22 protein-coding genes, 1 pseudogene and 1 other annotated feature are annotated in these 23,616 nt (G+C 37.4%); of the genes and pseudogenes, 19 read left to right on the top strand and 4 right to left on the bottom strand.

Annotated features, from left to right (window positions below; all coding sequences use genetic code 11):
- The first annotated feature begins 54 nt into the window (after window positions 1-54).
- Both AC4HCY_RS17135 and AC4HCY_RS17130 read left to right on the top strand, forming a co-directional pair.
- Window positions 55-498 (top strand): DUF3788 domain-containing protein, encoded by a 444-nt coding sequence (locus AC4HCY_RS17135; RefSeq protein WP_491094728.1) that lies wholly within the window; start codon window positions 55-57, stop codon window positions 496-498.
- Between the two features lie 139 nt (window positions 499-637).
- Window positions 638-1,246, top strand: coding sequence for a hypothetical protein (locus AC4HCY_RS17130; RefSeq protein ID WP_491094727.1), 609 nt, complete (start codon window positions 638-640; stop codon window positions 1,244-1,246).
- 106 nt (window positions 1,247-1,352) lie between these two features.
- Here AC4HCY_RS17130 and AC4HCY_RS17125 read toward each other — a convergent pair whose 3' ends face one another.
- Entirely contained in the window at window positions 1,353-1,994 is a 642-nt protein-coding gene (locus AC4HCY_RS17125) for a CPBP family intramembrane glutamic endopeptidase (RefSeq protein ID WP_491094726.1), read from the bottom strand.
- A gap of 198 nt (window positions 1,995-2,192) precedes the next feature.
- On the opposite strand from AC4HCY_RS17125, the gene AC4HCY_RS17120 reads away from it, so the two are divergent.
- The 8 genes from AC4HCY_RS17120 to AC4HCY_RS17085 all read left to right on the top strand — a co-directional run bounded on the left by AC4HCY_RS17120 (window position 2,193) and on the right by AC4HCY_RS17085 (window position 10,636).
- Window positions 2,193-2,336 (top strand): hypothetical protein, encoded by a 144-nt coding sequence (locus tag AC4HCY_RS17120; RefSeq protein WP_323432181.1) that lies wholly within the window; start codon window positions 2,193-2,195, stop codon window positions 2,334-2,336.
- Window positions 2,337-2,353: 17 nt separating this feature from the next.
- Window positions 2,354-3,223 carry a helix-turn-helix transcriptional regulator gene (locus AC4HCY_RS17115; protein WP_491094725.1) on the top strand — a complete coding sequence of 290 codons (870 nt, stop codon included), beginning with the start codon at window positions 2,354-2,356 and terminating at the stop codon, window positions 3,221-3,223.
- Window positions 3,224-3,343: 120 nt separating this feature from the next.
- On the top strand, window positions 3,344-5,881 hold the full coding sequence (locus AC4HCY_RS17110) for a tetratricopeptide repeat protein (RefSeq protein WP_491094724.1): 2,538 nt from the start codon (window positions 3,344-3,346) through the stop codon (window positions 5,879-5,881).
- Window positions 5,878-6,402, top strand: a complete 525-nt coding sequence (locus tag AC4HCY_RS17105; protein WP_491094723.1) for a hypothetical protein — start codon at window positions 5,878-5,880, stop codon at window positions 6,400-6,402. Before AC4HCY_RS17110 ends, AC4HCY_RS17105 begins: the two co-directional genes overlap by 4 nt.
- A 42-nt stretch (window positions 6,403-6,444) precedes the next feature.
- Window positions 6,445-7,950 (top strand): S-layer homology domain-containing protein, encoded by a 1,506-nt coding sequence (locus AC4HCY_RS17100; protein WP_491094722.1) that lies wholly within the window; start codon window positions 6,445-6,447, stop codon window positions 7,948-7,950.
- 178 nt (window positions 7,951-8,128) lie between these two features.
- A complete protein-coding gene (locus AC4HCY_RS17095) occupies window positions 8,129-8,632 on the top strand; it encodes a sigma-70 family RNA polymerase sigma factor (protein WP_323432176.1) in 504 nt (167 codons plus the stop codon).
- Window positions 8,625-8,930, top strand: a complete 306-nt coding sequence (locus AC4HCY_RS17090) for a hypothetical protein (RefSeq protein ID WP_323432175.1) — start codon at window positions 8,625-8,627, stop codon at window positions 8,928-8,930. Before AC4HCY_RS17095 ends, AC4HCY_RS17090 begins: the two co-directional genes overlap by 8 nt.
- Window positions 8,927-10,636 (top strand): hypothetical protein, encoded by a 1,710-nt coding sequence (locus AC4HCY_RS17085; RefSeq protein ID WP_323432174.1) that lies wholly within the window; start codon window positions 8,927-8,929, stop codon window positions 10,634-10,636. Before AC4HCY_RS17090 ends, AC4HCY_RS17085 begins: the two co-directional genes overlap by 4 nt.
- Window positions 10,637-10,651: 15 nt before the next feature.
- On the opposite strand, the gene AC4HCY_RS17080 is transcribed toward AC4HCY_RS17085, so the two are convergent.
- The 3 genes from AC4HCY_RS17080 to AC4HCY_RS17070 are packed head-to-tail and all read right to left on the bottom strand — an operon-like array spanning window position 10,652 to window position 12,382.
- Entirely contained in the window at window positions 10,652-11,233 is a 582-nt protein-coding gene (locus AC4HCY_RS17080; protein ID WP_491094721.1) for a DMT family transporter, read from the bottom strand.
- A gap of 11 nt (window positions 11,234-11,244) precedes the next feature.
- Window positions 11,245-11,694, bottom strand: a complete 450-nt coding sequence (locus AC4HCY_RS17075; protein WP_323432172.1) for a DMT family transporter — start codon at window positions 11,692-11,694, stop codon at window positions 11,245-11,247.
- Window positions 11,687-12,382, bottom strand: a complete 696-nt coding sequence (locus tag AC4HCY_RS17070) for a cyclic nucleotide-binding domain-containing protein (protein WP_491094720.1) — start codon at window positions 12,380-12,382, stop codon at window positions 11,687-11,689. The genes AC4HCY_RS17075 and AC4HCY_RS17070 overlap by 8 nt, the downstream gene beginning before the upstream one ends.
- Window positions 12,383-12,491: 109 nt before the next feature.
- Window positions 12,492-12,823, top strand: a binding site (T-box leader).
- Between the two features lie 117 nt (window positions 12,824-12,940).
- Here AC4HCY_RS17070 and trpB point away from each other — a divergent pair.
- From trpB to xerA, 9 genes and pseudogenes are all read left to right on the top strand, one after another.
- On the top strand, window positions 12,941-14,125 hold the full coding sequence (trpB, locus tag AC4HCY_RS17065) for a tryptophan synthase subunit beta (RefSeq protein ID WP_491094719.1): 1,185 nt from the start codon (window positions 12,941-12,943) through the stop codon (window positions 14,123-14,125).
- A gap of 210 nt (window positions 14,126-14,335) precedes the next feature.
- Complete coding sequence (locus AC4HCY_RS17060) at window positions 14,336-15,040, top strand: response regulator transcription factor (RefSeq protein ID WP_255227565.1); 705 nt, start codon at window positions 14,336-14,338, stop codon at window positions 15,038-15,040.
- 14 nt (window positions 15,041-15,054) lie between these two features.
- Window positions 15,055-16,116 carry a sensor histidine kinase gene (locus tag AC4HCY_RS17055; protein ID WP_491094718.1) on the top strand — a complete coding sequence of 354 codons (1,062 nt, stop codon included), beginning with the start codon at window positions 15,055-15,057 and terminating at the stop codon, window positions 16,114-16,116.
- A 112-nt stretch (window positions 16,117-16,228) separates the two neighbouring features.
- Window positions 16,229-16,996, top strand: coding sequence for an ABC transporter ATP-binding protein (locus tag AC4HCY_RS17050; RefSeq protein ID WP_491094717.1), 768 nt, complete (start codon window positions 16,229-16,231; stop codon window positions 16,994-16,996).
- Window positions 16,983-18,965: an FtsX-like permease family protein gene (locus AC4HCY_RS17045; RefSeq protein ID WP_491094716.1), complete on the top strand. Its 1,983-nt coding sequence runs from the start codon at window positions 16,983-16,985 to the stop codon at window positions 18,963-18,965. The genes AC4HCY_RS17050 and AC4HCY_RS17045 overlap by 14 nt, the downstream gene beginning before the upstream one ends.
- Window positions 18,966-19,168: 203 nt before the next feature.
- Window positions 19,169-19,419: pseudogene (locus AC4HCY_RS17040) on the top strand (metallophosphoesterase); the annotation flags it as partial.
- 70 nt (window positions 19,420-19,489) lie between these two features.
- A complete protein-coding gene (locus AC4HCY_RS17035; RefSeq protein WP_323432165.1) occupies window positions 19,490-19,948 on the top strand; it encodes a DUF441 domain-containing protein in 459 nt (152 codons plus the stop codon).
- A 508-nt stretch (window positions 19,949-20,456) separates the two neighbouring features.
- Window positions 20,457-22,358 carry a ribosomal protection-like ABC-F family protein gene (gene abc-f, locus AC4HCY_RS17030; RefSeq protein ID WP_491094715.1) on the top strand — a complete coding sequence of 634 codons (1,902 nt, stop codon included), beginning with the start codon at window positions 20,457-20,459 and terminating at the stop codon, window positions 22,356-22,358.
- 74 nt (window positions 22,359-22,432) lie between these two features.
- Window positions 22,433-23,506 (top strand): site-specific tyrosine recombinase/integron integrase, encoded by a 1,074-nt coding sequence (gene xerA / locus AC4HCY_RS17025; protein ID WP_323432162.1) that lies wholly within the window; start codon window positions 22,433-22,435, stop codon window positions 23,504-23,506.
- Window positions 23,507-23,616: the final 110 nt, after the last annotated feature.

The raw sequence follows: 23,616 nt of genomic DNA, 5'->3' as shown, positions 1-23,616 counted from the left end.
TGCAATACTTTTTTTCTCAGCAATATTAAATATTTGATAAGAAGGTGTTTGAAGATGGAATGGAAAGATATTTTCCCCTCAGGCAATCAACCGACGATGGATGAAATAGCAGAATATATCGGCGGTGAAGCAAAGCAATTATGGCAGTCACTTTTGGAGCATATGGATGCAGCATATAAGGTGAAGCCCAAGCTGACTTACAGCGTTTGCTCAGGAAAACCCGGCTGGAATATAAAGCTGCAAAAAAGCGGGGTATCCTTCGGTACATTGTATCCTGAAGAAGGCTCTTTCTCAGTTTTTATAGTTATAAGCTATAAACTTGAACCACTGATGGAATCTGTAGTTTCAAGATTAAGTCCTGAAATTGCTGAAATGTATAGAAAAGCGGGAGATTATATGAAGACAGGCAAGTGGATGATGTTTCAAATTACAGATTCTGCAGGTCTGGAGGATTATAAGCTTTTAGCAGAAGTAAAGATGCTGGGAAAAAATATATGATATCGTGGCAAAGCGCAGATATCAAGATAAATTTTTTGTTAAGAGGCAGGAAGAAATCTCCTATCTCTTTTTCTATGGTATAATATGGTTAATACATATGAACGGTATAGTATAGACTAATAGTTATTGGAGGGATAATATGTCTACTATTGACCAACTTCTATCAATGGACAAAGCAGCCTTGGGCGAGGCATCAAAAACACTGCATGAAGAAGAATTACCGATACTTGTGGAGCTTCTTGGAGAAAAGGATGATGATATCAGGTATAAAGCATTTTTACTGCTGCAGTATCGCTCGGCTTTATATGATGATGTTTATACGTTTTGGGAAAAATTTCGTGAAAAAATGAAAAGCAGCAACTCGTATCAAAGAAGCATAGGACTCATGCTAATAGCCGAGAATGCCAGATGGGACAAGCTGAACAAAATGGATGAGATCATTGATGACTATTTAGCTCTACTGAATGACGAAAAACCTATTACAGTTCGTCAATCCATTCAATCCTTAGCAAAGATAATTCCATATAAAAAACATTTGCTTGGCAAAATAGCAGACAGGCTTATGAAGCTAGAAATCGATAGCATAAAGGAAACAATGAGGAAGCTTATATTGAAAGATATTATTGAAGTATTGATCATGATAAAAAAATATGAAAAACATGACGATATTGATGATTATATATTTAAAGCAATAACCGGAGGCTTGCTGGATAAAAAATCAGTAAAACTCATTGAAGCATTGATGTAGATTTGAAATACACACGAGGGTATAAAACCCCAACCTCATTGAACTGTGTGTTGCATATATAATCAATGAGGCTTAGGACTCTATAAAAAGCAAGCTGTGTACGGTATTAAAGGAATATTAGAACGATAACGCTAAATAAATTGGCAATAAAATGTGATATTCCGCTAACCCAGGCATTATTTGATTTGTAAAATATAATTCCATACAAAATACTGTTTATAAATACAAAGAAAATATCATATGCAACAATTAGAGCATTTCCTTCTCTAAGATGACCAAGTGCAAATAATACTGACGAAATGAGAAGAACAGGCATCATTGGAAGGGCTTTGCTTAACTGCTTTTGAAAGAATGCACGCCAGGCAATTTCTTCTCCTAAAGCAAGAAATGCAAGTTGAAATACTAATAATATGGATTTATCAAAGGATACGAAAATCCCAGTCCTTGAGACTACATGATCTATATACTCTGGTAGAAATAATTTTGAGATTAAAATGCTTACTGCATCCATAATTAATGGAAGGGCAACCCAAAACCAAATTTTCCTGTCTTTAAAATTAGCTCCAATTTGTTCCATATCAAGACCGCTGTCTCTAAAAGGCTGTTTTTCAATGAACTTAGTGACAAAGAAAAATACTACTCCGATACAAACTGAAATTCCTGCAACATAAAAACCGAATAAATTTGACAAAGATACAACTGCCATTATTATGATTGCTGATAAAGGTATTTTTTTTATTTTTTCCATAGCATGTCCACCCGCCTAAATAAATTTTGCTGTACGTATCGTTTAAAATTAAGTTCAATACTTCATATACTATCATATTTTTTAAAAAGAACATATTAGAAGTACAAAAAACTTAGGCTTCTTATCAGTATGGTATAATATCCCTAGAATCATGATGGGTTTCTAAAACAATCATATAAATGTTTAGGAGGTATATAAATGGAGGAGGGAATCATAGTGCAGCTTTTCAATGAGCAGGCTGCAGCAATCGATCCCAGCAAAATAGAATTGGAGGAAGGACCGGAAGGGCTATTTTATAGAAAGCAGCAAAGAGGGAGAAACTTTTTACCTCAAAGTGAGTAAAAAGTTGTGTGGTTAATATGAAACAAAACTTTCGTAATTTTATAAAGAAAATACCTGATAGAATTCACTCTCAGACAAAAACTTTTATGAGTGAAAACATTGCCATATTCAAACCTGAAAAATATGTCATAGGTCAGAGCATGTGTATGGAAGATTACCATTTTATTATATTTCACTCTAAACCCCCTAAAGCAATAATCAATGGAAATATTTATAGCTTTAAGAAAGGGAGACTTATTTCTCTTGAGCCTGGGACAAGCATTACCGTATTGGTAAATGAAAAGAATAATACATGCAAATATATATCAATAAGTGCAAAAAAGGATTTTATGGATAGGCTTGGACTTGAATCTTTCGGAGTCGAAAAACTTAAATTTGAGAAATTTGAGAACCAATATAGCAACTACCTGCTGGATGCTATTAATAGTTTTGAACATGAGATATTTGTCTATGGAAACGCTCCTGCCCTAATGCTTCAAAGTCTTGAAATTCAATTGGGTATTTTGCTGATCAGAAATTCTTTAGCTGATAATATTTTTTTGGATGATAGAAATGAACTCTACGATGACTACATTAAGAAATCCATAGTATATATGCATAAGTATTATAGCGGCAACATCACCATAGATGATATATGCGGAGAGATATATCTAAGTCCGAGCCATTTTAAAAGAGCTTTTAAGAACAAAACCGGCAACACTCCTTATCAATTCTTGACTGAGATAAGAGTTGATAAGGCAAAAGAAATGTTAAAGAATAAAGAACGCACTATCCGCGAAGTTGCAAGGCTTTGTGGCTTCGTGAATTCAGGCAACCTATCTGCTGTTTTTAAAAAACATATAGGCATATCTCCATCGGAATATAGAAAGGTATATAGTGAAAAATAGTATATCAGCTATCAAACACAAGATACTTTTTGATAATAATTACGATACTTCTAAGGATTTAATCCTTAGAAGTTTTTGTTAGTATTAGTTTATACATGAAGAGGAAAGGAGATGATCTGAATGCTAAAGAAATTGATGATTTATACCCTTTGCATAGCAATGCTGCTATCAAATATCGCATATGCAGAAAACGCTGCGGAAAACACTCCTATTTCAACCAATAGCATTGAATTAAATGCTGCGTTCAAAGAAATGTTAAAAATACTCCCCTCTGTCAAAGCTGCCGATATACTCAGCCTTGCAAAAAACTATTACTCTATATCAAACACCAAGATTGAAGAGGCAGCAAAGAGTGAATACAAGCGCATAGTGAATTGGACTCCAAACTTTAGCGGTACAAAAACCAATGCAAAGAAAGCTCAAGAAGCCTCCGACGCCGCAGCCCTCGCAGTCAGCTATACCAATGCCAAGAATTTTTATCTAGCAATGGCTAGTGCAGCATTTTCTTTAGATCCAAAAAGTGTCACAGGTGCAGGCAATTTTGCATCTGCAGCAGCATCCTATTATGATGATTTGGTCTTAGAGGGCAAAAAAGAAAAAAACATGGAGAAATACTATTTAGATGCCATAAAAATATATAATTATGGGCTTCAAATATCCATCAGGGACGGTAAATTCAGTAAAGATGCCCTTTCTCTTTTGGTGAGCCTGGGGAATATTTATTTGGACACAGGGAAAAAAGATAAAGCCTATACCTGCTTCAAAATGGCAATGGCAATGGAAAAAGGTTATTGGCCGGCTCGTAAAGCAATGTACAACTACTATATGTCGGAGAAGAAATTTGATGAGGCTCTAAAGCTTATTATGGAAGAAAGCGAATACCCCATATTTGTAAAGGCTACATCTAAAGTAAGCAAGATTAAAGAAGAAGAGGACAAGAAAAACCCAATACCCCAGGGAGAAGCAGCAGATGAAGTGATGGAAAAATATTTAGACAATCTAGTAATAGTTGATGCCATATCCCAGGCGGATTTTCTGGAGGAAATAGATAAAGAAGCTCAGGCAAAGCTCAAAGCCTTGCTAAAAGAAGTCCAGAGCAGGATGAAATATACTGCTCCGGATATTAGCATGATAGCTCAATACTCGTCACTGAAAAACATATCCACTCCTGAAGGCCGAGTTACCTTGCAGGCTTTTAATAGTGGCATTAAGAGCTATAGTTATAGGGCTGAGTATTTGGGTGAAAAATCCTATGTAGATTCCCTTAACGACTTCGGATATGAAACAGATTTGGGGGGCTATAATACGCAGCAGGAATTCGAGACAGCAATGGCAGGGAACCCGGATTTTCACTTGGATATTAATATCGATTGGACCGGTGATGTTGATGCTCAGCTTGAAGCCTTTGTAGCAGAACTAGAGAAAAACGCAGCACAGTATAAGGAAGATCCAAGCAAAGGTGAAGATTTATTTAAGACCATATCTAAGGTCCAGCCTGAAAAAGCTGTTTTTGCCTTAAACCCATTTTTCTATAGCAACCCTTTGGATATTTATATACAGAAGCTGAATATGGCGGATTTTGAAAAGAAATTTATGCCCTATGAACAATATCTTATAAAGATAACTCATAAGAATTCAAAAATGGTTAGTGATGCTATCCGTGATGGAAATGAGAGAACCGGCAGATTGCTTGATGATATTATACGGATGGAACAGGAAATAGAAGGTGAAGAACAACGCCATTATATAGTGCATATGGGATTGGTGCCTGAGTATAACAGGACGAATGAAGTGCTGTGGAATCAGATCACCCAGCTTGCACTTGATAATTATACAAAGAAGACGAAGAAATATGTAGAAAAGATGTACAACGACTGTATGAAGCATGTAATACTCATATCCGATGAAAAGATACAAAAAATGCTGGAAGAAAGAGTAATAGCTCTGGCATTAAGGAGTATATCAACAGCACTAACGGATGTCTATAATGCATATAGTTTCGGTGACTATAGCCCTCCTCAGGAGTGCGGTTGTGATGAAAAGGCTATGGCAGCTGCAAGAGCTGCACGAGAAAAGGCAGAAAATGCTGCTCACAACGAATTGATAAAAAAGAACATGGAAGCAAAGAAAAAGTTTGAATCCGGTGAGCTGGATGAAAACTCAGCATACTATAAAAAGATAATTAAGCCCTATGAAGTAAAGGTCACATCTCCATTTTTTGAAGGAATGGTTGGACCTTATAAATCCGGATGGAAATTCAATATGGGCGGCTTGGATTTTGGGAAAATGCAGCAGCATATAAGAAATTCCACCACCTATGATGGGGGAATAGAAATAAAACTGGTGGGCGGAGAAGCAGGTAATTTCGAGGGAGGATTATCGGTATTCGGGAGATTTAATGCAACTAAGACAGAGGGCAAATCCCTTAGCATGAGTGATATTGATATAACAGGCGGAGCAAAAGCAGATTTGGCTGCTCCCGGCCTCATATCAGCCACAGCCGGAGCCAGTGTATCTTCCGTAAGAGGCAGCAAAGTATTTGGAAGCTTTGGCTTTACGGGTGACAATCTATTGAGTGATGATATTAAGACCTATTTAGGCAATTGGAAGCCCGACCTTACGATTAAAGAATGGAATGGGGAGTATGAAATAGAATGAAAAAGATAATAAGCATCATATTAATCATATTATTAGTGGGTCTTGTGGTTGCAGGATGCGGTTCAGGCAGCAAGGCTGAAAATGTAAGCAGCCAAGATACTGGAGCCAATAGCAGTGATAGCAGTGCAGAGCCACCTTCTGAAGTAAAGGAAATTGAAGAAAAAAGCGATACGGAAATTAATGTTAGTATGGGACAAGCAGGCAACAACATGAGCCTTCCTAATGGCTACCCAGAGGATGTAATACCTCTTTTGGAGGATGCAAATATTGTTAATGTGAATGATGCCAGGGACACTATCAGCAAAGCTATAGGCATAGGATATATGACAAGTAAGAGCTTGGAGGAAGCTGTTGAGTTTTATCAAGATGTGATGAAGGATGGGACTATCAATATGAAAAATAAAACTGATGATAGTTTCGTTATAATGGGAAGCAAAGGCGACTACGCGGTAACCATTGGCGGAAGTCTAACTAATGGCACTGTAACTATTGTATTGGATGTTGCTCCTAAGAATAGATAAATAGGAAACACTCTAAAAAATTAAAATTTGCGAGGGGGATTTATGATGGCAAAAAAATTATTGGCTTTTATTCTGGTATTTGCTTTGATTTCATCGTGTATGCTTTATGTCTCTGCAGAAGGCACGGTACCTACTTATCTTGAAAAACCTCAAGACATTTCGGTGAGGAGCGATAGCAGCTCTCGGCTAGACCTTAGATGGACCAACACCGATAGCATACGCAAGATAGTTAAGAACATAGAAGCTTCAGAATATAAGGCGTATCTGTGTTATTTGGTTGATTGGAAAAAGAACGAAGGCAGCTGGAATATCGGTATTCCCAGCAGCGACCCAAGTTGGGACGGTAATCTTCATGGACAGTTTTCCGGAAATATGCCTAATGTGATGTTTGATGAGGGCAGTGTATCGGAAACATTCTTTGTACCCTGGCATTTAGACCCTTCCTTGGATGGCACCAGCATTTATGATCTGAAAAATGATACATATTATTTTAGAGTACGTTACCTCCTCGAACCTTATGAAGATGAATTTGAAGCTGTTTATTCGCCTTACTCAGAAGTGGCAGCTATAGGAAAGAATGCTGAAGCTACTACAATCACAAAGCTTGATGCTCCACAGAACCTAAAAGTCGAGGTAAAAAAGGACTACGGTGATAAGCCCTATTTCCAACTTGACTGGGCAATTCCGGAATCCATACTGGCTGCAAACAAGCAATTGCCGGTGTATCACTTTATTGATTTCAAGGTAGGCAATGGAAAATGGCTGTCAGAAACAACAAAATGGGATGGAATGCCCGGAGCTGCAGCCAATCTTTTGACATCCAGCGATACTCTAAACCCTGTGGAGAAAAACTTAGTCGATAAGGTTGTCATTGAAGAAAATATCTATCATTTTAGAGTTGCATACGTATGTAAGCCTTCAACAGGTGATCCAATTATTTCTCCATATTCAAACATAGCTTCTACAAAAATAGCAGCGTACAGTGATGCTTCTTCTTGGGCTAAACCGGAAATTGATGAAGCTGACAAAAACGGTCTTATACCGGATTCCTTAAAGAGAGCGGATATGACAAAGCCAATCACTAGAGAGGAATTTGCAGAGCTTACAGTTAAGTTATATGAAAGAACAACAGGTAAAGCAGCTTTGGAGGCCTCTACTAACCCTTTTGTCGATACGAAAAATCCTGAAATATTAAAAGCTTTCAATCTGGGTATAACCACAGGGACTTCCGCAACCACCTTTGCTCCTAAAAACCAGATAAATCGTGAGCAGGTTGCCTCAATGCTCAGCAGAGCCATAAGGATAATGGTGCCCGGTGCTGATTTTTCAACAGCAGGGGCTCCAACCTTCACTGATGAGAAGAATATATCTTCTTGGGCTATAGAGCACGTAAAGTACATGAGCAAGCTTGAGATAATCAAGGGCACTGACGGAAAGTTCATGCCAAAGGCAGTTACATCTGCCGAGATAGCGTCCGGCTATGCCAACACCACACGGGAACAGGCTATTGCCATGAGCCTTAGGACATTCAATAAGTTTGGAAAATAGATAGGTATAAATATCGCTCGCTAAGTCGGGCGATATTGTTTTTTATACAACTAACTAATCGCTAAATAAGACCAATTTGCTCTGCTGTGAAATGGTATAATCAACTATATAGAAATATTTACAAAATATGCAACCCAAATGATGGCTTGAGTGTCTAACCTAAAGGAGGGGAGAAGGATTGAGCTTTGACGAGATAATAGATAGATACAAAGATGCGATTTTCAGGATGGTTTATATGCACATAGGGGATTTCCACAAAGCCGAGGATATAACCCAGGAAATATTTATTAAGATATTTAAAAACCTAAGCAAATTTCGAGGTGACAGCAGCATATTTACATGGATATACAAAATTACAATAAATACCATAAGCACTTATGCAAAAAGGAGCAGAACCATGGCGGATATGCTCTCTGTTGATTATATGGAAGACCTTCCTGATGACGATTGGGATGAGGAAAAGCTGATAGAAGGACTGCAAAATTCCAGTGTGATAAGCTTGATACAAAGGCTCCCGGATAAATATAAGGAAGTGTTGATATTGTACTACTATCAAGATCTTAAAGTGGAAGACATATGCTCAATAATTAATGAGCCCCAAGGGACAATAAAGAGCAAGCTTCACAGGGGCAGAAACATGCTGAAAGATATGCTTTTGAAAGAAGGTGTGTCCAATGGATAGATTTGATAAGGAGTTTAAGGATAAATTAAATATGGAGTTAAGAGATATAAGATTATCTGAAGAAGTGATACTGAGAATACATGAACAGGTGAATAAAGAGAAAAAGTTTTGCTTCAAAGATGTTTTAGTTGGTTTTCTCAATTATGAAATCAAGCTGCCTTATGGCACCTGCGTTGCTGCTGTTGCTTTGGCTGCCTTTCTGGGCATCAGCTCTTTCACTGTAACTGATAAAGATATAGCAAGCTTTATGAATAGAAATATTATTGAGATAACTGAGTATTGGGAGGAAGCGCATTGAGATATCTTAAAATAAAGGTGAAAACTCTTTTATTAGCTGCAGCAGTAATTGCAGTTATATATGCTATAATACCTTTTGCTTATTCAAAGGTTGCACAAAGCTATAGAAAAAAAGGCGAGGATGAATATGCTGCTGTATATTATGAAAAGTCCCTATCTCTCGTTCCGGACTTCATAAAAAGCGGTGAAGACATATACGACTATGCAAATACTCTATCCGGCGGCGCAACGGAGCATTCGCTATACAAGATATTTCCTTATGGGCATGGAGGCGTGGGGAATAACATGGTTCCTACGGATGAAGCTCTTAATACAGCCATAAGCTTGTATAAGGATCTTATTGAAAACCACAGCAGTGACCCCTGGGCTAAATGGGGTTATATCAGGCTTGCAGAAATATATATATACCTTGGCGATTACAAGGAGGCGGAGAAATACCTGATGTCCGGCAAAGCAAAAGCAGATGCAGGGCTTATCTATGCCCTGTATAATGCTACGGGAGAATATGATAAAGGCATAAATCTGCTGGAAGATTTGATACAAAACAATAAGAGTTATTTTGATATGAATTATTATGATAGTCTGGCTAATTTATATATCCAATCCGGCAAGTATGCTGAAGCCATATATACCTATAAGCAGGCCGTGAATAAAGCCGCAGAGATCAATAGAGAAAGCTCCCAAGAATATTTTATTGATAAGAAAGAAGAAATGAAAATAAAAATTAAAAAGGCTCAAGAAATGAAATACAATAAGGAAATGGAGATAAAAGGGATTGACAGCGAAATGGGTGAATGCAGGGGCAGAGTCACTGTAGATGGCAGGGGCGTAGAAGGGGTTAGAATATATATTAAGGATAAGGAAATATATAAAGAGAACTATATAGGCGGCAGCTTTGATTTGCCTTTCACAATCACTGATAAAGACGGTTATTATTGTATAGACGATGTGCTGCCGGGGGAATATGATATAGGAATTGGCATAAGACCTGACGAAATACTAGGAAAAGCCTATCTGGATAATATGGACAGCCAAAGGATTCTCCAACCAAGGGGGATTCTGCTCAATAATTTCGAATTCAAGACATCTATAGAAATCCTGACGCCAAATGACGAGATAAAGGTTAGCGAAGATAAGCTGGAAATAAGCTGGAAGGAATATGAGGGTGCTGAAAGCTATAGCCTTGTTGCAGGATTGATGATCGAAGGCGGCTATGGAACTTCTATATTCGAAGATAAAATAGAAGGGAACAAAGCAGTGATAGATATAAAAAAAGTTGCTCCAGGATTTATGGGCTTAGCATCCTTTAATGATGAGAACAAGCCAACTCCGGGCACATTGCTGGGAATGTATGGAGAAGGAAGGGTTATATATGGTGTTCAAGCCTATGACAGGAACGGAAAATTAATTGGCAGCAGCATGCCTGTGATAAAGACGACAAAACTGCCCAGGCATTTTGTGCTAATCACCCAGAGGCTTGAGGGAGATAATTTGATAAAGGAAGAGCAATATGAAAAAGCGAGGGATTGGTTTCTAAGCTATCTGGATAAAAACCCTGAGGATGTACATTCACTATATGTACTGGCAAGATACTATGAATATTGTGAGGAAGACTATGCAAAGGCGAAAGAGTATCTCAAAAGGCTCTACAAAATAACAAAAATTGAGGAATACAAGAGTCATATGGAAGGACTTTCTGATAAATAGTCAAGGCTAATTTAGCTATTTGAAGCACTTACCCATTACACTGCTTTGGCAGTTCCAGCAGCTTCTGGCTGTGAGAGGAAAGCTTTCTCCATTATGCAGAAATCTTGTTCTGTATCTGTGACAAAGCTGTGCCTTGAAAGCTAAATTATCCTCTTTACTTTCTTCAGTATCTATGTTGTAAAGAATTACAGACAGAACAATTATTATAGCTCCAATTATGTTTTTTAAGCCGATGTCTTTTTGGAGAATCAGCATGTCTACAATAACGGAAGACAAGAATTGTCCTGATAATATAAGTATCGTTGAGGTTATCACACTTGTCTTGGAAAAAGTAAGATTAGACAAAACAATAAACAATGCACCCATGAGGCCTCCTAAATATGCATAGAAAGGTGCATTCAGGAGGCTTGCTTTTTCTATAGCCATGCCTTGTATTGCTAAAAACACTATGATACTGCTTGCCAGAGCCCCGATAATATGATTTATGAGATTTGATCCATAGACGCCTATCTCAAAGCTCAGCTTCATATTCAGAGTTCTGATTATGATAAAAGAAGCGCCGGTTAATATACTTATAGCTATCATGAAAATGGACATGGCTCCACTCCTTACACAATGATTAATATTATTCCAAAACAGATAGATACAACAGCAATTTTTTTATTCAAGGTAATTTTCACTTTATCGAAACCAAACCAGCCATTGCTGTCTATCAGAAAGGAGATTAAAAACTGTCCGGCAATCATTGTCACTGTAGTTGCAAACATCCCGATATTGCTTATACAATAAGAAACCAACAGCACCGACGCAGCCCCTATGACCCCTCCTAAAAATAAAAGTGGATTTTCTCTAAATGTACTGGCCCATGGCTTATATTCATTCTTTTCCAGCATTATAAAAAGAATGAAGGAAAGAACCAAACCCACAATATGGACAATCAGGCCGCTGTAATATAAGCCTGTTTCCGATGCTAAAACACTGTTAAAAAAATTCATTAAGGTTGTCATAATCCCCATCAGAATCAACACAGGGAAAATACTCAAGGATTTCTTATTCATAATATCCCCCCGATAAATTCTTTAGTCTTCTATAATCAAGTATCATAATGCCTTCCCTAGTTTTCTCAATGATGCCCTCTGTACATAAATCCTTTATAACCCTGTTGAGATGCCTATAGCTAACACCTAGAAAGGTAGCCAGTTCAGTAAGGTTATTGGTTTTTATTTCATCAACGAGCTTATTTCTGTTTTCATCAGAGGTGACGGAAACCAGGTAGCTTGCAAATCTATTTACGAAAGGATAGGATTGATTCAATGTAGCGACATTTGATAAGGTATAAAGCTTATGGCTCAGATTCTCAATCACGAATCTTAAAAATACGCTATCATCATATGCGTGATCCCTGATATCCTTCATCTTAATTCCCATAAGGGTTACTTCGGTCAATGCTTCTACATTAGCTTTAACCCTATAGCCCTTTAGAAGCTCTAGGTCACCGATTACGGATAGCGGTGTATAAAACCTGAGCAATATGGATTTTCCATTTTCCTGAGAGGAATATATCTTTATTTTCCCCTTGAGAACAAAGTAGAACCATTCAAGCTCATCGCTGATCTGGCAAATCAGTTCCCCTTTTTCGCATATAAAAAGCTTCATAAACTGTGACATATCTTGCTGAAATATATTATTTAGCTTGAATCTGTCAATATAATTATTTGTCAAGATCAAATCATTCAGCAGCTTCATTCAAATCCCCCCTACTATTATTAGTATAGATATTGGAAAGAAAATTAAAAAGGACATATGTCCTATATTTACAAAAATAATATTTGGTAGTATAATTACATTCAATATATAAAAATCGATGATTGAAAGAGTACTTATAGTAAATTGTCGCAGCGAGCCGGCGGTTGGTGCGAGGACCGGAACATTTGGACTATAAGGAATGGGTTCATGAGATGCAAGGTGAAACAAGTATTCTTGAAGTATCTGATGCCGTGCCCTCACGTTACAGGGGTAAGATATCAAGCATTATGCTTTGTATCTGAAAAGAGAGAGATTTTGAAGTAAATTGGGTGGCATAGCGAAACATATGGCATTTCGTCCTGATATAGGCGAAATGCTTTTTTGATTTACTTCGGTCTAAATTGGGTGGTACCGCGGAATAGGCCTGTTTTCGTCCCATATTAGGATGAAATCAGGCCTTGTTATTTTTGCATCTAAGGAGGTGGTATCATGCTTTGGCCCAGTAAATGAAAGTCAATAAAAACAGATAAAAATAAATTTTGTTGGGAGGATATTAGAATGAATAAAAACTTTGGTAATTTTGGAGGACAATATGTACCCGAGGTGTTGGTGAGACCTCTTGCAGAGCTGGAAGAAGCCTTTGAAGGCTATTGCTATAGTGAGGAATTTAGAAATGAATATAAAAAATATCTTAAAGACTATGTAGGAAGACCTTCGCTGCTTTACTATGCCGAAAGGCTCACAAAGCAGCTGGGAGGAGCTAAAATATACCTAAAGCGAGAGGATTTGAACCACACCGGTGCTCATAAAATAAACAATGTTATAGGTCAGGTACTTCTGGCAAAGCATATGGGAAAGAAGCGAGTAATAGCTGAAACCGGCGCAGGACAGCATGGAGTTGCAACAGCAACCGGTGCAGCTCTTTTCGGTATGGAATGCACCATATTCATGGGTGAAGAAGATATGAGGAGACAAGAGCTGAATGTATTCAGAATGAGGATGCTGGGGGCAGAAGTACAAGGAGTTGCTTCGGGAACTGCGACTTTGAAGGATGCAGTGGATGAGGCATTTAACGAATATGTGAGAAGAGCAGATGATACATTCTATGTTGTCGGCTCTGTTGTAGGTCCACATCCGTATCCTCTGATGGTCAGGGAATTCCAGAAGATAATAGGGGAAGAGGCGAAGGCTCAGATACTGGAAGCGGAAGGAAGACTGCCGGATTATCTCATAGGCTGTGTAGGAGGAGGGAGCAATGCCATAGGGCTATTCTATGATTTTCTGAAGCATGATGAAGTAAAAATCATAGGAGTTGAAGCTGCCGGCAAGGGCATAAAAACAGGCTTGCATGCTTCTGCCTTCGACGGCGGTAAGGTAGGGGTGATCCACGGCATGAAAACCTATATGATGGCTGATGATGAGGGCAATATAAAGCCCGCTTATTCAATATCAGCGGGCCTTGATTATCCGGGTGTGGGACCTGAGCATGCTTATCTCAAAGACATTGGAAGAGTAAATTATGTATCCGTTACGGATGATGAAGCCATGGAAGGCTTCAGGCTTCTTTCAAGGACGGAGGGCATAATACCTGCCATAGAAAGCTCACATGCCCTGGGATATGCAGCCTTAGCAGCGCCGAAGATGAAAAAAGAAGAAATTGTGCTCATAAACCTTTCCGGCCGCGGAGACAAGGATGTGAACACTGCCTATGAGTATTTTACTGCAGAGCGCATAGAATTGTAGGCTCTACGCATAACCCTCCGTGAAAATCCGTGCAAAATTCCGTGTCTTTCAGTGGTTTCCGTTATCGTTGACCCGTAAGAAATACCCTAATACTCCTGAGTTCTGAGCTCTGAATCCTGAGTTCTATACACAACAAATATATTTGAAGCAAATAGGCGCATATGATAAAGTTGATATATAATCCAAAGAAAAGCATATCGAGGTGCCGCTATGTACAAGATAATGATAATTGAAGATGATAAGAAGCTTCAGGAGCTGGTCAGGAGCCATCTGGAGAAGTATGGCTATCAGACCTGCACTGTAGAAGACTTTTCAAACATAAAAAAGGAATTTATTAAAAACAGCCCTAATCTGGTCCTTATGGATATCAATCTGCCGTACTATGATGGTTTCTACTGGTGCAGAGACATAAGGACTGTATCAAAGGTACCCATAATATTCATCTCTGCAAGAGGCTCGGATATGGATCAGGTGATGGCTATAGAAAATGGCGGAGATGATTATATCACCAAGCCTTTTTCTTACGATCTCCTCATAGTTAAGATAAAGGGAGTCATCAGAAGAGTATATGGAGAGTATTCTGAAAGCACTCATGCCGAGGTTTTTGAAGTGGACGGCCTGTACATGCATATCCATCAAAATGTTATAGAATACAATAATAGAAAGGTCGAGCTCAGCAGCAAAGAATTCCTGCTGCTATACTCTCTCCTCAAAAATGTGGATCAGATAGTCTCAAGAGAAGAGCTCCTGGAAATATTATGGAATGATATAGATTTCGTAGATGATAACACCTTATCGGTAAATATCACAAGGCTTAGAAAGAGGCTTGAGGAAATAGGAATAGCAGATGCTATAGAAACTAAGCGGGGGCAAGGCTATAGATTGGTCAATAACTGGGGTAAAACCTTAGGATAGAGGAGCTGTATTCGATGAATTTCAGAAAGCATGCTAAGGACAGAATCGGCTATACAGCAGTTTTTTTTATAAATACATTGCTGATAATTCTTATCATGAATTTAACCTTAATCATCAATGAGAAAAGGCTTTCAAAAGAAAACATATTCTATTCATTTTTAATATCATCTGCACTATATCTGCTCTTCATGATATACGACTATATAAAAATGAAGCCTTTCTATAGCTATCTTCGCAAGGCAGCCGACTCGGCAGGAGATTTGGACAGTATCTTAAGCATAGAAGAAGCAAGGACTCAAGAGCAATTAATTTATAGCAAAATTTTGAACGAATCCTATAAATCATATGCTGACAAGCTTTCTAAATATGAAGAGAACCAAAAACAATATATTTATTTCATCAATCAATGGGTGCACCAGATGAAAACTCCTGTATCAGTAATCAATCTTTTGCTTCAGGATAAGAATAAGGAAAACTTCAGGGGAACTCTGGAAAGCATAGCTGAAGAAAATGAAAAGATAACCCATGGGCTGGAGATGATGCTATGCAATGCAAGGCTAAGCCAATTCAACCTGGATTTCAAAGTTGAGAAGGTAGATTTACCATCAGTTATAAGAAAGGTTGTAAACGATAATAAAAAAGCTCTCATAAGATACTCCATATATCCCAAGATTATATGCCGTGAAGCTATGGCGGTGGAAACGGATAGCAAATGGACAGCATTTGTGATCAATCAGATATTGGTGAATGCAATAAAATATTCAAAGGATGTGCTATCGGAAGAAAAATATATAACCTTTGAAGTGAGGGACGAAGGATCGAGGATAATCTTGTCTATCGGGGATCAGGGCATAGGGATACCGGAAGAGGATAGAGCCAGAGTGTTTAATGCATTTTTTACAGGGAAAAATGGGAGAAAAACATCGGAATCAACAGGAATGGGAATGTATCTGTCTAAAAGGATATGTGATGAGCTGGGACATGGTTTATCACTGGAATCCCAGGAAGGTAAAGGGACGAAGTTCTTTATCATATTTTATAGAGGAAAAAATATATTTAATCTTTCAAAATTGTAAGGGACATCATTATAATGAAAGGGAAATCGATACTAAGATTTCCTTTTTTTAATTATAATAAGTATGTAAATAACCCATGGGATAAAGCAATAGATAAACGGAGGTAATAAGTATGTCGGTACTAAAAGCTGAAAACATAACCAAGATATATGGAAATAAAAAGGGAGGCTTGAGAGTAAAAGCTTTAGACAAATTCAGCATCAGCATAGAAAATGGAGAATTCGTGGGAGTTATGGGCCCTTCGGGAAGCGGAAAAACTACCCTTTTAAATATATTGGCTACTATAGATACCCCTTCTTCGGGAGAACTCTATATAAACGGCACCAACCCTGCAAAGCTAAATGAAAAGCATACGGCTTTATTCAGAAGGAAAGAGCTGGGCTTTATATTTCAAGACTATAATCTACTAGATACTCTGTCTATAAAAGAAAATATAATACTGCCCTTGGTGTTGGAGAAGGTGGAGCCAAAGGTAATAGAGGAGAAAGTGAATGACATAGCAGGGCTGCTCAATATATCGGATATACTTGACAAAAGAACCTATGAGGTATCCGGCGGGCAGCAGCAAAGGGCTGCCTGCGCCAGAGCTCTCATACACGATCCATCTATAATCCTTGCGGATGAGCCTACGGGAAATCTTGACTCAAAATCTTCCCAGGAAGTGATGGAATCTATAAAGACCTTGAATCAAGAGAAAAATGCTACCATCATGATGGTGACTCATGATCCTTTTGCAGCAAGCTTTTGCCATAGGATAGTGATGATAAAGGATGGACAATTTTTCCTGGAGATAGTAAAGGGCAGCAACAGGCAGGCATTTTTCCAGGAAATACTGGATTCTCTTTCTCTGTTGGGAGGTAACTACAATGACCTTGCGTGATATAGCCTATAAAAATATTAAAGGGAACTTCAGCAGATATGTAATGTATTATCTCAGCAATACCCTTGTAGTTATGGTGTTTTTTATATTTGCAAACTTTATATTCAATCCTGCGGTATCCAATGTTAAAACATTAGGAACTAAAGGTGTACTAACAGCTAACGCCATGATAGTATGTGAAGTTCTCATATTGGTATTTACTTTTTTATTCACATTTTATTCAATTTCTAATTTCCTTAAATCCAGAGAAAAAGAATTTGGGCTTCTATCCATGTTTGGTTTGACTAAATCGGAGATAAGAAGATATGTGAATTATGAGAATTTGTTTGTTTCCTTTATATCCATAATTACAGGACTTTTGCTGGGGACGCTTTTCTCAAAGCTGTTCTTCATGGCAATAACGGTTATTATGGTACTAGACGTGGAAGTGCCATTTCTGATATCATTAAAAGCTGTGGTTATTACGGCACTGAGCTTTATTGCATTGTTTCAGGGAATAAACTATGTTGCCACTTTTAGGATCAAGAACAATAACATAGCGGAATTATTAAGAGGGGCCAGAGTAGCCCAGGATGTACCTAAGTTTTCGGTGCCTAAAACCATCATGGCTGTCCTATTTATTGCCATAGGCTATGGAATGGCAGTAGTTTCAGGTATGATGATAATTCTCACAATGTTTCCTGTTTTGTTCTTTACAGTAACAGGCACCTACTTTTTGTTCTCGCAATTCAGCGTATTCGTAACTAGTAAAATGAAGAAAAACAACAATGTATTTTACAACGGCACAAATATGATCACCTTGTCTCAGATAATATATAAGCTGAAGGATAATGCAAAGGTGCTTTTTATAGTAGCCATACTAGGGGCAATTACGTTAACGGCATCAGCCAGTGTATATTCTATCCAGCAAAGCATAAAAGAGAAAGTGCAGTTAAGCGATCCAAGCGATATTAGCTTTATGGAAACAGGTGCCGGATTAAATGATATGTCAATATTAGAGAAAACAGAAACAATCTTAAAAAAATATGGACATGAATTGAGTCATAAAAGCCAGCTTTTTATGTTAAAAGCAAAAAATCCGGATAAACCCGCTAACTATGATATCAAAAAGGCAAAAAATCCATACCGCAATCCGAATACAGAGGATTTTTATATAATGTCTAACTCGGATTATAACGACCTGGCTGATCAGCTTAAAAAAGAGAAGGTCACCTTGACTGAAGGCGAAGTTTATGTCAATTCTTATGAAATAATAATTATGGGGGCTAAAGATGAAAAGCTATTTGAAGATAATAAATTTCTGACCTTAGTCATAAACGGAAAGCCTAACAAATTAAAGCTTATGGGTGAGACCATCGGAGGAGTTATTAACGTTGGCCAAAGCAAAACCAATGTAGCTGTAGTGAGCAACAGTGATTTTAAAAGGTTTAAAGATGACACACCAAAAGAAGAACAGCTCATGTACCATGGATATAATATTAAGGACTGGGAAAAATCAGCTAATGCAGTAAGAGAAATAGCAGCCTCTGTTCCACAAAATAAAAACATCCTTTTTACAGAAAAAATAACAAGCTTTATTGATGTATTTCAGACCATGTCGCTGTTTCTATTTATTGGAGCATTTGTATCAGTATTATTCTTTATAGCTACAGGCAGTATCATATACTTCAAGATGTTCAATGAAATCAAAAAAGACAGACAAGAATTTATATCTCTAAAGAAAATGGGGATGACAGAAGGGGAAATGAAGAAAATAGTGTCTGCTCAATCCTTTATAATATTCTTCTTGCCCTTTATAGTGACCTTCAGCCACGCTACCTTTGCGATAATTGCTTTGAGCAATCTGCTTTCAAATAACATCACTGTATATTTCCTTACTGTAGCAGCGATATATCTTGTATTCCAAAGCTTTTATTATATATTTGCAAAGACTATGTATACAAGGCAAATAAAGAATTTTGAGATTTAAAATAAGAACCTATGAAAGACCTTAGGAGTATATATGCTCCTAAGGTCTTTCATTTATGGGAATAAGGAGATACTATCGTAAGAAATATGATTATACGCGTGAAAATTCAATAACCGAAGTGATAAATATTAAGATGAAACATAGAAAGAATAATATTTATATGCTAACATTATCTTAATCTATACATTTACGGAGGGACTAGTATGAAATTAATGATAGCATCTGACATCTATGGATCAGCTTATTACTGTGAAAAGATGATAAGGGCTTATAAAGGAGAAAAAGCAGACAGATTATTATTGATTGGGGATCTTTTGTATCATGGACCAGGGAATATAATTCCAAGAAGGTAATAAGCATGTTGAATGATATTGGTGATGAGATACTGTGTGTACGAGGCAACTGCGACTCAGAAGTTGATCAGATGGTTTTGGATTTCCCCATTATGGCCGATTAATTTATATACATTTGTTTTCTTAAGAATCTAACATATTTCACAAATATATTACGGGAGATGGTTTGACTTGAATTCTAATATAATTCTATTATTGATTCTTGCTATAGCTATATTTGGAAAAGCAAATTCGGTTGCTATCGCAACATGTATTTTACTTCTGCTGAAGCTTATAGGCTTGGACAGATATATATATCCTTTTGTCGAAAAGAGCGGTATGAATTTAGGACTCATAATACTGATAGCTGCTATAATGATCCCCATTGCAAACGGCAGCATTTCGCCAGAAAACATAAAAACAGTATTTACATCCTGGACTGGTATAGCTGCTTTGGTACTTTCATTTTTAACAACATATTTAAGTGGCCAAGGCCTAAACTACCTTACCGTCCAAGGACACGGTAATGTTATGCCTGCCCTGATAATAGGGGCTGTTGCAGCAGCAGCATTTTTAGGAGGTGTTCCTGTAGGCCCGCTCATTACATCAGGAATACTGGCATTGTTTACAAAGTTTATTGAAAACTCATAGTAAAAGTATAATTTGACCTTAATATAAGCATACAAAGTCTTAGCTCTGAAGCATTTGCAATCTTTATCAGTCAGAATAGCAGCTATGTAAAGTATTTAATGCGTCATATATCAGTAAAATATTAAATATTAATGCTATTGTAAATAATTTCTGATTCTGTTAAAATGAAAAATAGCTATTAGGAGGTGAAATGATGAATACCATGGTCTTGGTTAACACAATTTTAGACAGACTTGCTAATTATATCTCTCATATTACAGCAAATAAGAATGCACAAGGGGGTAGTCTGTCCAAAATTATATATTATGTTAACTGAGCAAGCGAATCATCATTTTAGATATTATTATAAAAGTATACCCGGGTATGATTTTCTTGCCCGGGTTTTGTTATTACTCATAAGAAAACAAAAAAGTTTTCTTATTGCAAATATTGAGTGTTCAAAGACCTGGGCGGTATCTATACTTGCTCAGGTCTTTAAAGTTACCCGGGTTGAAGGGAGAAAAGGGTCATGATAGAAATTGCTTTGCAGGATATAGAAAAGTATTACGGCGCAAACCATGTATTAAAAGGAGTAACCTTTGAAGTGAATCAAGGGGAGAGAGTAGGGCTATTAGGCAAAAACGGTGCAGGAAAGACCACACTCTTTAAAGTATTGGCCGGTATTGAAAACATGGATAAGGGAAACAAGATGATGAGAAAGGATACCGTTATAGGACTGCTTCATCAGATACCTGAGTTTCCGGGAAAATATACAGCCTATGATGTGTTATATTCGGCTTTTGAAGATCTAATGGAAGTTCACAGCCAAATGAGGGAACTGGAAAAGCTTATGGAAAGGCAGGCATCTGATGAGATATTGAAAAGATATGGCAGTTTGCAGCAGCTTTTTGAAGCCCAAAACGGATATTCAATAGAAGAAAATATTAATCGCATTTGCATAGGATTAAATATTGATAAGGATATGGCAGAAAAGGAATTCAACATGCTGAGCGGCGGGGAGAAAACGCGGGTCATGCTGGGAAAGCTCATGCTGGAAAACCCCGATATACTTTTGCTGGATGAGCCCACCAATCATCTTGACCTGAGCTCCATAGAATGGCTGGAGGGGTTCTTGAAAGAGTATAAAGGGACCTCCATCATTATTTCCCATGACAGATACTTTTTAGATAAGGTTGTAAACAGAATAGTAGAAATAGTGGATGGGAAAGCGGAGGTTTATGAAGGCAACTATTCATACTACATCAGAGAAAAGCAGGAACGATATGAAAGTCAACTGGCAAAATACAATCAAGAGCAAAAAAAGATAAAGCAGCTTGAGGAAGCAGCCAAAAGAATGCACGAGTGGGCAAAAAGAGCCGACAATGAGGCTATGCATAAAAGAGCCTTTAGCATAGAAAAAAGGATAGAACGTATGGATAAGACTGATAAACCAGTGATTGAAGGAAATATGAATACAGTATTCCAGGAGTATGGATTTTCAGGCAAGGATATGGTCTATGCAAAGGGCTTATGCAAAAATTATGGAGACAAAAAGGTATTAGACGGGCTGGATTTTCTCGTGCAGAAAAATGAAAGGATAGCTGTGCTGGGAGACAATGGCTCAGGCAAGTCAACCCTTATAAAGATTATAACAGGAGAGGCAGAGGCTGACGAAGGTATAGCCAAAATGGGAGATAGCGTCAGGTATGCTTATCTTCCTCAGATTGTAACCTTCGAAAATCCCAGGCTTACCATTCTGGAAACGGTGATACAAGCGTTAAGTCTCCGGGAAGGCCAGGCAAGAAGCCTTCTCGCCAAATATAAGTTCAAGCAGGAGGAGGTCCACAAGACTGTTGAAAATCTGTCAGGAGGAGAAAAAAGCAGACTTAGACTTTGCATTATGATGCAGAAGGATGTGAATCTCCTGATCCTAGATGAGCCGACAAATCACCTGGATATAGATTCGAGAGAGTGGCTGGAAAGTGCTCTGGAAGACTTTGCGGGCACTTTGATATTCGTATCCCATGACAGATATTTTATAAATAAATTCGGAAGCAGGATTTCAGAGATTTCAGACGGGAAAATAATTGATTTCTATGGGGACTATGAATATTACAAAGAAAAGAAAATCTTTAGCCGACAAGAGAATAAGGAGGAAGTTCGGGTAAAGGCAGAAAAAAGGCAGCATGAAAAAATAGAGACTGTTGATAAAAAAGCAAAGGAATCGGAGGAAAAACACAGAGATTTAGAGGCTTTAATAGATAGCCTTGAAGCAAATCTCACGGATATCAATTGCAGCATGGAGAACTGCAGTGAAGATTATGAGGCCTTAGATTCTTTATATAAGGAAAAGGTAAAAATTGAGGCAGAGCTTGAAAAGCTGTATGAGAAATGGCTTACGTTAAGTGAAACACACCAATCACATTATTAGTAATAATATGTAGAAAAAACCAAACTTATATGGTAAGATTTAGATATATAAGTAGAAGATTGGAAGTGAAGCATATGTCTATAAAGCTGGAGAAAGGACAACCGGGGCATTTGCTATTATCCTTTGACTACGATGAAGAAATAATAAATAAAATCAAGACCATACCAGGGAGAAAATGGTATGCAGACATTAAAAAATGGGTTTTGCCTGATAATAAAAATACTATAGATAAAATAAGGAAACTGTTTTCACATTTTGAATTCATAGATTGCAGAGAACAGACTGCTTCAGTATATAAGCCAAATGAAGATATCCGAATCGAAAAGTTAGATAGAGAATTAAAGTTAAGGGGTTTCAGCAAAAAAACAGTTAAATCATATATAGGGCATATAAGAAGATTTCTGGAGCATAATCGGAATGAAGAATATCCTTTAAAAAAGGAATTGATTGAGAAATATTTATTGGATTTGCTTGAAACTAAGAATGTCTCTCATTCATATGTGAATCAGGCAGTTAGCGCAATAAAATTTACATTAAAAAATGTGAATAATGATGACATGGATATTATGATAAAAAGACCGAAAAAGGAAAGAAAGCTACCTGAAGTGCTTAGTAAAGATGAAGTGCTTAATATATTAAATGCATTAGATAACAAGAAGCATAGAGCAATATTGTTTATGGTATATTCTGCAGGATTAAGAGTTGGAGAAGTGGTTAGGTTAAAAATAACAGATATTGATCCTGATAGGATGTTGATCCATATTGTACAAGGTAAAGGTAATAAGGATAGATATACAACATTATCAGAGATTGCTTTGACTGAATTGAGAAATTATGCAAAAGAATATAAACCCGAGACATGGCTATTCCCTGGACAAAACAATAAAGAATTTATTACCGAAAGGACAGTACAAAGAATATTTGAAAACGCCAGGGCTAAAGCAAGAGTAAAGAAAAAAGTATCGGTTCATAGCTTGCGGCATTCTTTTGCAACGCATTTATTAGAGGGAGGGATTGACTTAAGATATATACAGGAGCTATTAGGACATGCCAGTTCTAAGACGACAGAAATTTATACTCATGTAACTCAAAAAAGCATACAAAACATTGTAAGTCCGCTTGATGTAATAGCTAGAAAAGATAAATGAAATTAGTCTATAGGGGGGATTAGCGACATAGGTCGCAAAACATCTCATATTGTAGGTATTAGCGACAGTCGGTAATACTTACAATATGAAATATTAGACGACATATGTCG

It is taken from the genome of Lutispora sp. QWL-02 (assembly GCF_058315355.1).
This window is presented reverse-complemented; position numbering and strand designations above follow the sequence as displayed.

Bases quoted from the DNA above. Each gene is read 5' to 3' on its own strand.
- AC4HCY_RS17135 (WP_491094728.1), top strand. From the start codon at position 55: ATGGAATGGAAAGATATTTTCCCCTCAGGCAATCAACCGACGATGGAT.
- AC4HCY_RS17130 (WP_491094727.1), top strand. From the start codon at position 638: ATGTCTACTATTGACCAACTTCTATCAATGGACAAAGCAGCCTTGGGC.
- AC4HCY_RS17125 (WP_491094726.1), bottom strand. From the start codon at position 1,994: ATGGAAAAAATAAAAAAAATACCTTTATCAGCAATCATAATAATGGCA.
- AC4HCY_RS17120 (WP_323432181.1), top strand. From the start codon at position 2,193: ATGGAGGAGGGAATCATAGTGCAGCTTTTCAATGAGCAGGCTGCAGCA.
- AC4HCY_RS17115 (WP_491094725.1), top strand. From the start codon at position 2,354: ATGAAACAAAACTTTCGTAATTTTATAAAGAAAATACCTGATAGAATT.
- AC4HCY_RS17110 (WP_491094724.1), top strand. From the start codon at position 3,344: ATGCTAAAGAAATTGATGATTTATACCCTTTGCATAGCAATGCTGCTA.
- AC4HCY_RS17105 (WP_491094723.1), top strand. From the start codon at position 5,878: ATGAAAAAGATAATAAGCATCATATTAATCATATTATTAGTGGGTCTT.
- AC4HCY_RS17100 (WP_491094722.1), top strand. From the start codon at position 6,445: ATGATGGCAAAAAAATTATTGGCTTTTATTCTGGTATTTGCTTTGATT.
- AC4HCY_RS17090 (WP_323432175.1), top strand. From the start codon at position 8,625: ATGGATAGATTTGATAAGGAGTTTAAGGATAAATTAAATATGGAGTTA.
- AC4HCY_RS17080 (WP_491094721.1), bottom strand. From the start codon at position 11,233: ATGTCCATTTTCATGATAGCTATAAGTATATTAACCGGCGCTTCTTTT.
- AC4HCY_RS17075 (WP_323432172.1), bottom strand. From the start codon at position 11,694: ATGAATAAGAAATCCTTGAGTATTTTCCCTGTGTTGATTCTGATGGGG.
- AC4HCY_RS17070 (WP_491094720.1), bottom strand. From the start codon at position 12,382: ATGAAGCTGCTGAATGATTTGATCTTGACAAATAATTATATTGACAGA.
- trpB (WP_491094719.1), top strand. From the start codon at position 12,941: ATGAATAAAAACTTTGGTAATTTTGGAGGACAATATGTACCCGAGGTG.
- AC4HCY_RS17060 (WP_255227565.1), top strand. From the start codon at position 14,336: ATGTACAAGATAATGATAATTGAAGATGATAAGAAGCTTCAGGAGCTG.
- AC4HCY_RS17055 (WP_491094718.1), top strand. From the start codon at position 15,055: ATGAATTTCAGAAAGCATGCTAAGGACAGAATCGGCTATACAGCAGTT.
- AC4HCY_RS17050 (WP_491094717.1), top strand. From the start codon at position 16,229: ATGTCGGTACTAAAAGCTGAAAACATAACCAAGATATATGGAAATAAA.
- AC4HCY_RS17045 (WP_491094716.1), top strand. From the start codon at position 16,983: ATGACCTTGCGTGATATAGCCTATAAAAATATTAAAGGGAACTTCAGC.
- abc-f (WP_491094715.1), top strand. From the start codon at position 20,457: ATGATAGAAATTGCTTTGCAGGATATAGAAAAGTATTACGGCGCAAAC.
- xerA (WP_323432162.1), top strand. From the start codon at position 22,433: ATGTCTATAAAGCTGGAGAAAGGACAACCGGGGCATTTGCTATTATCC.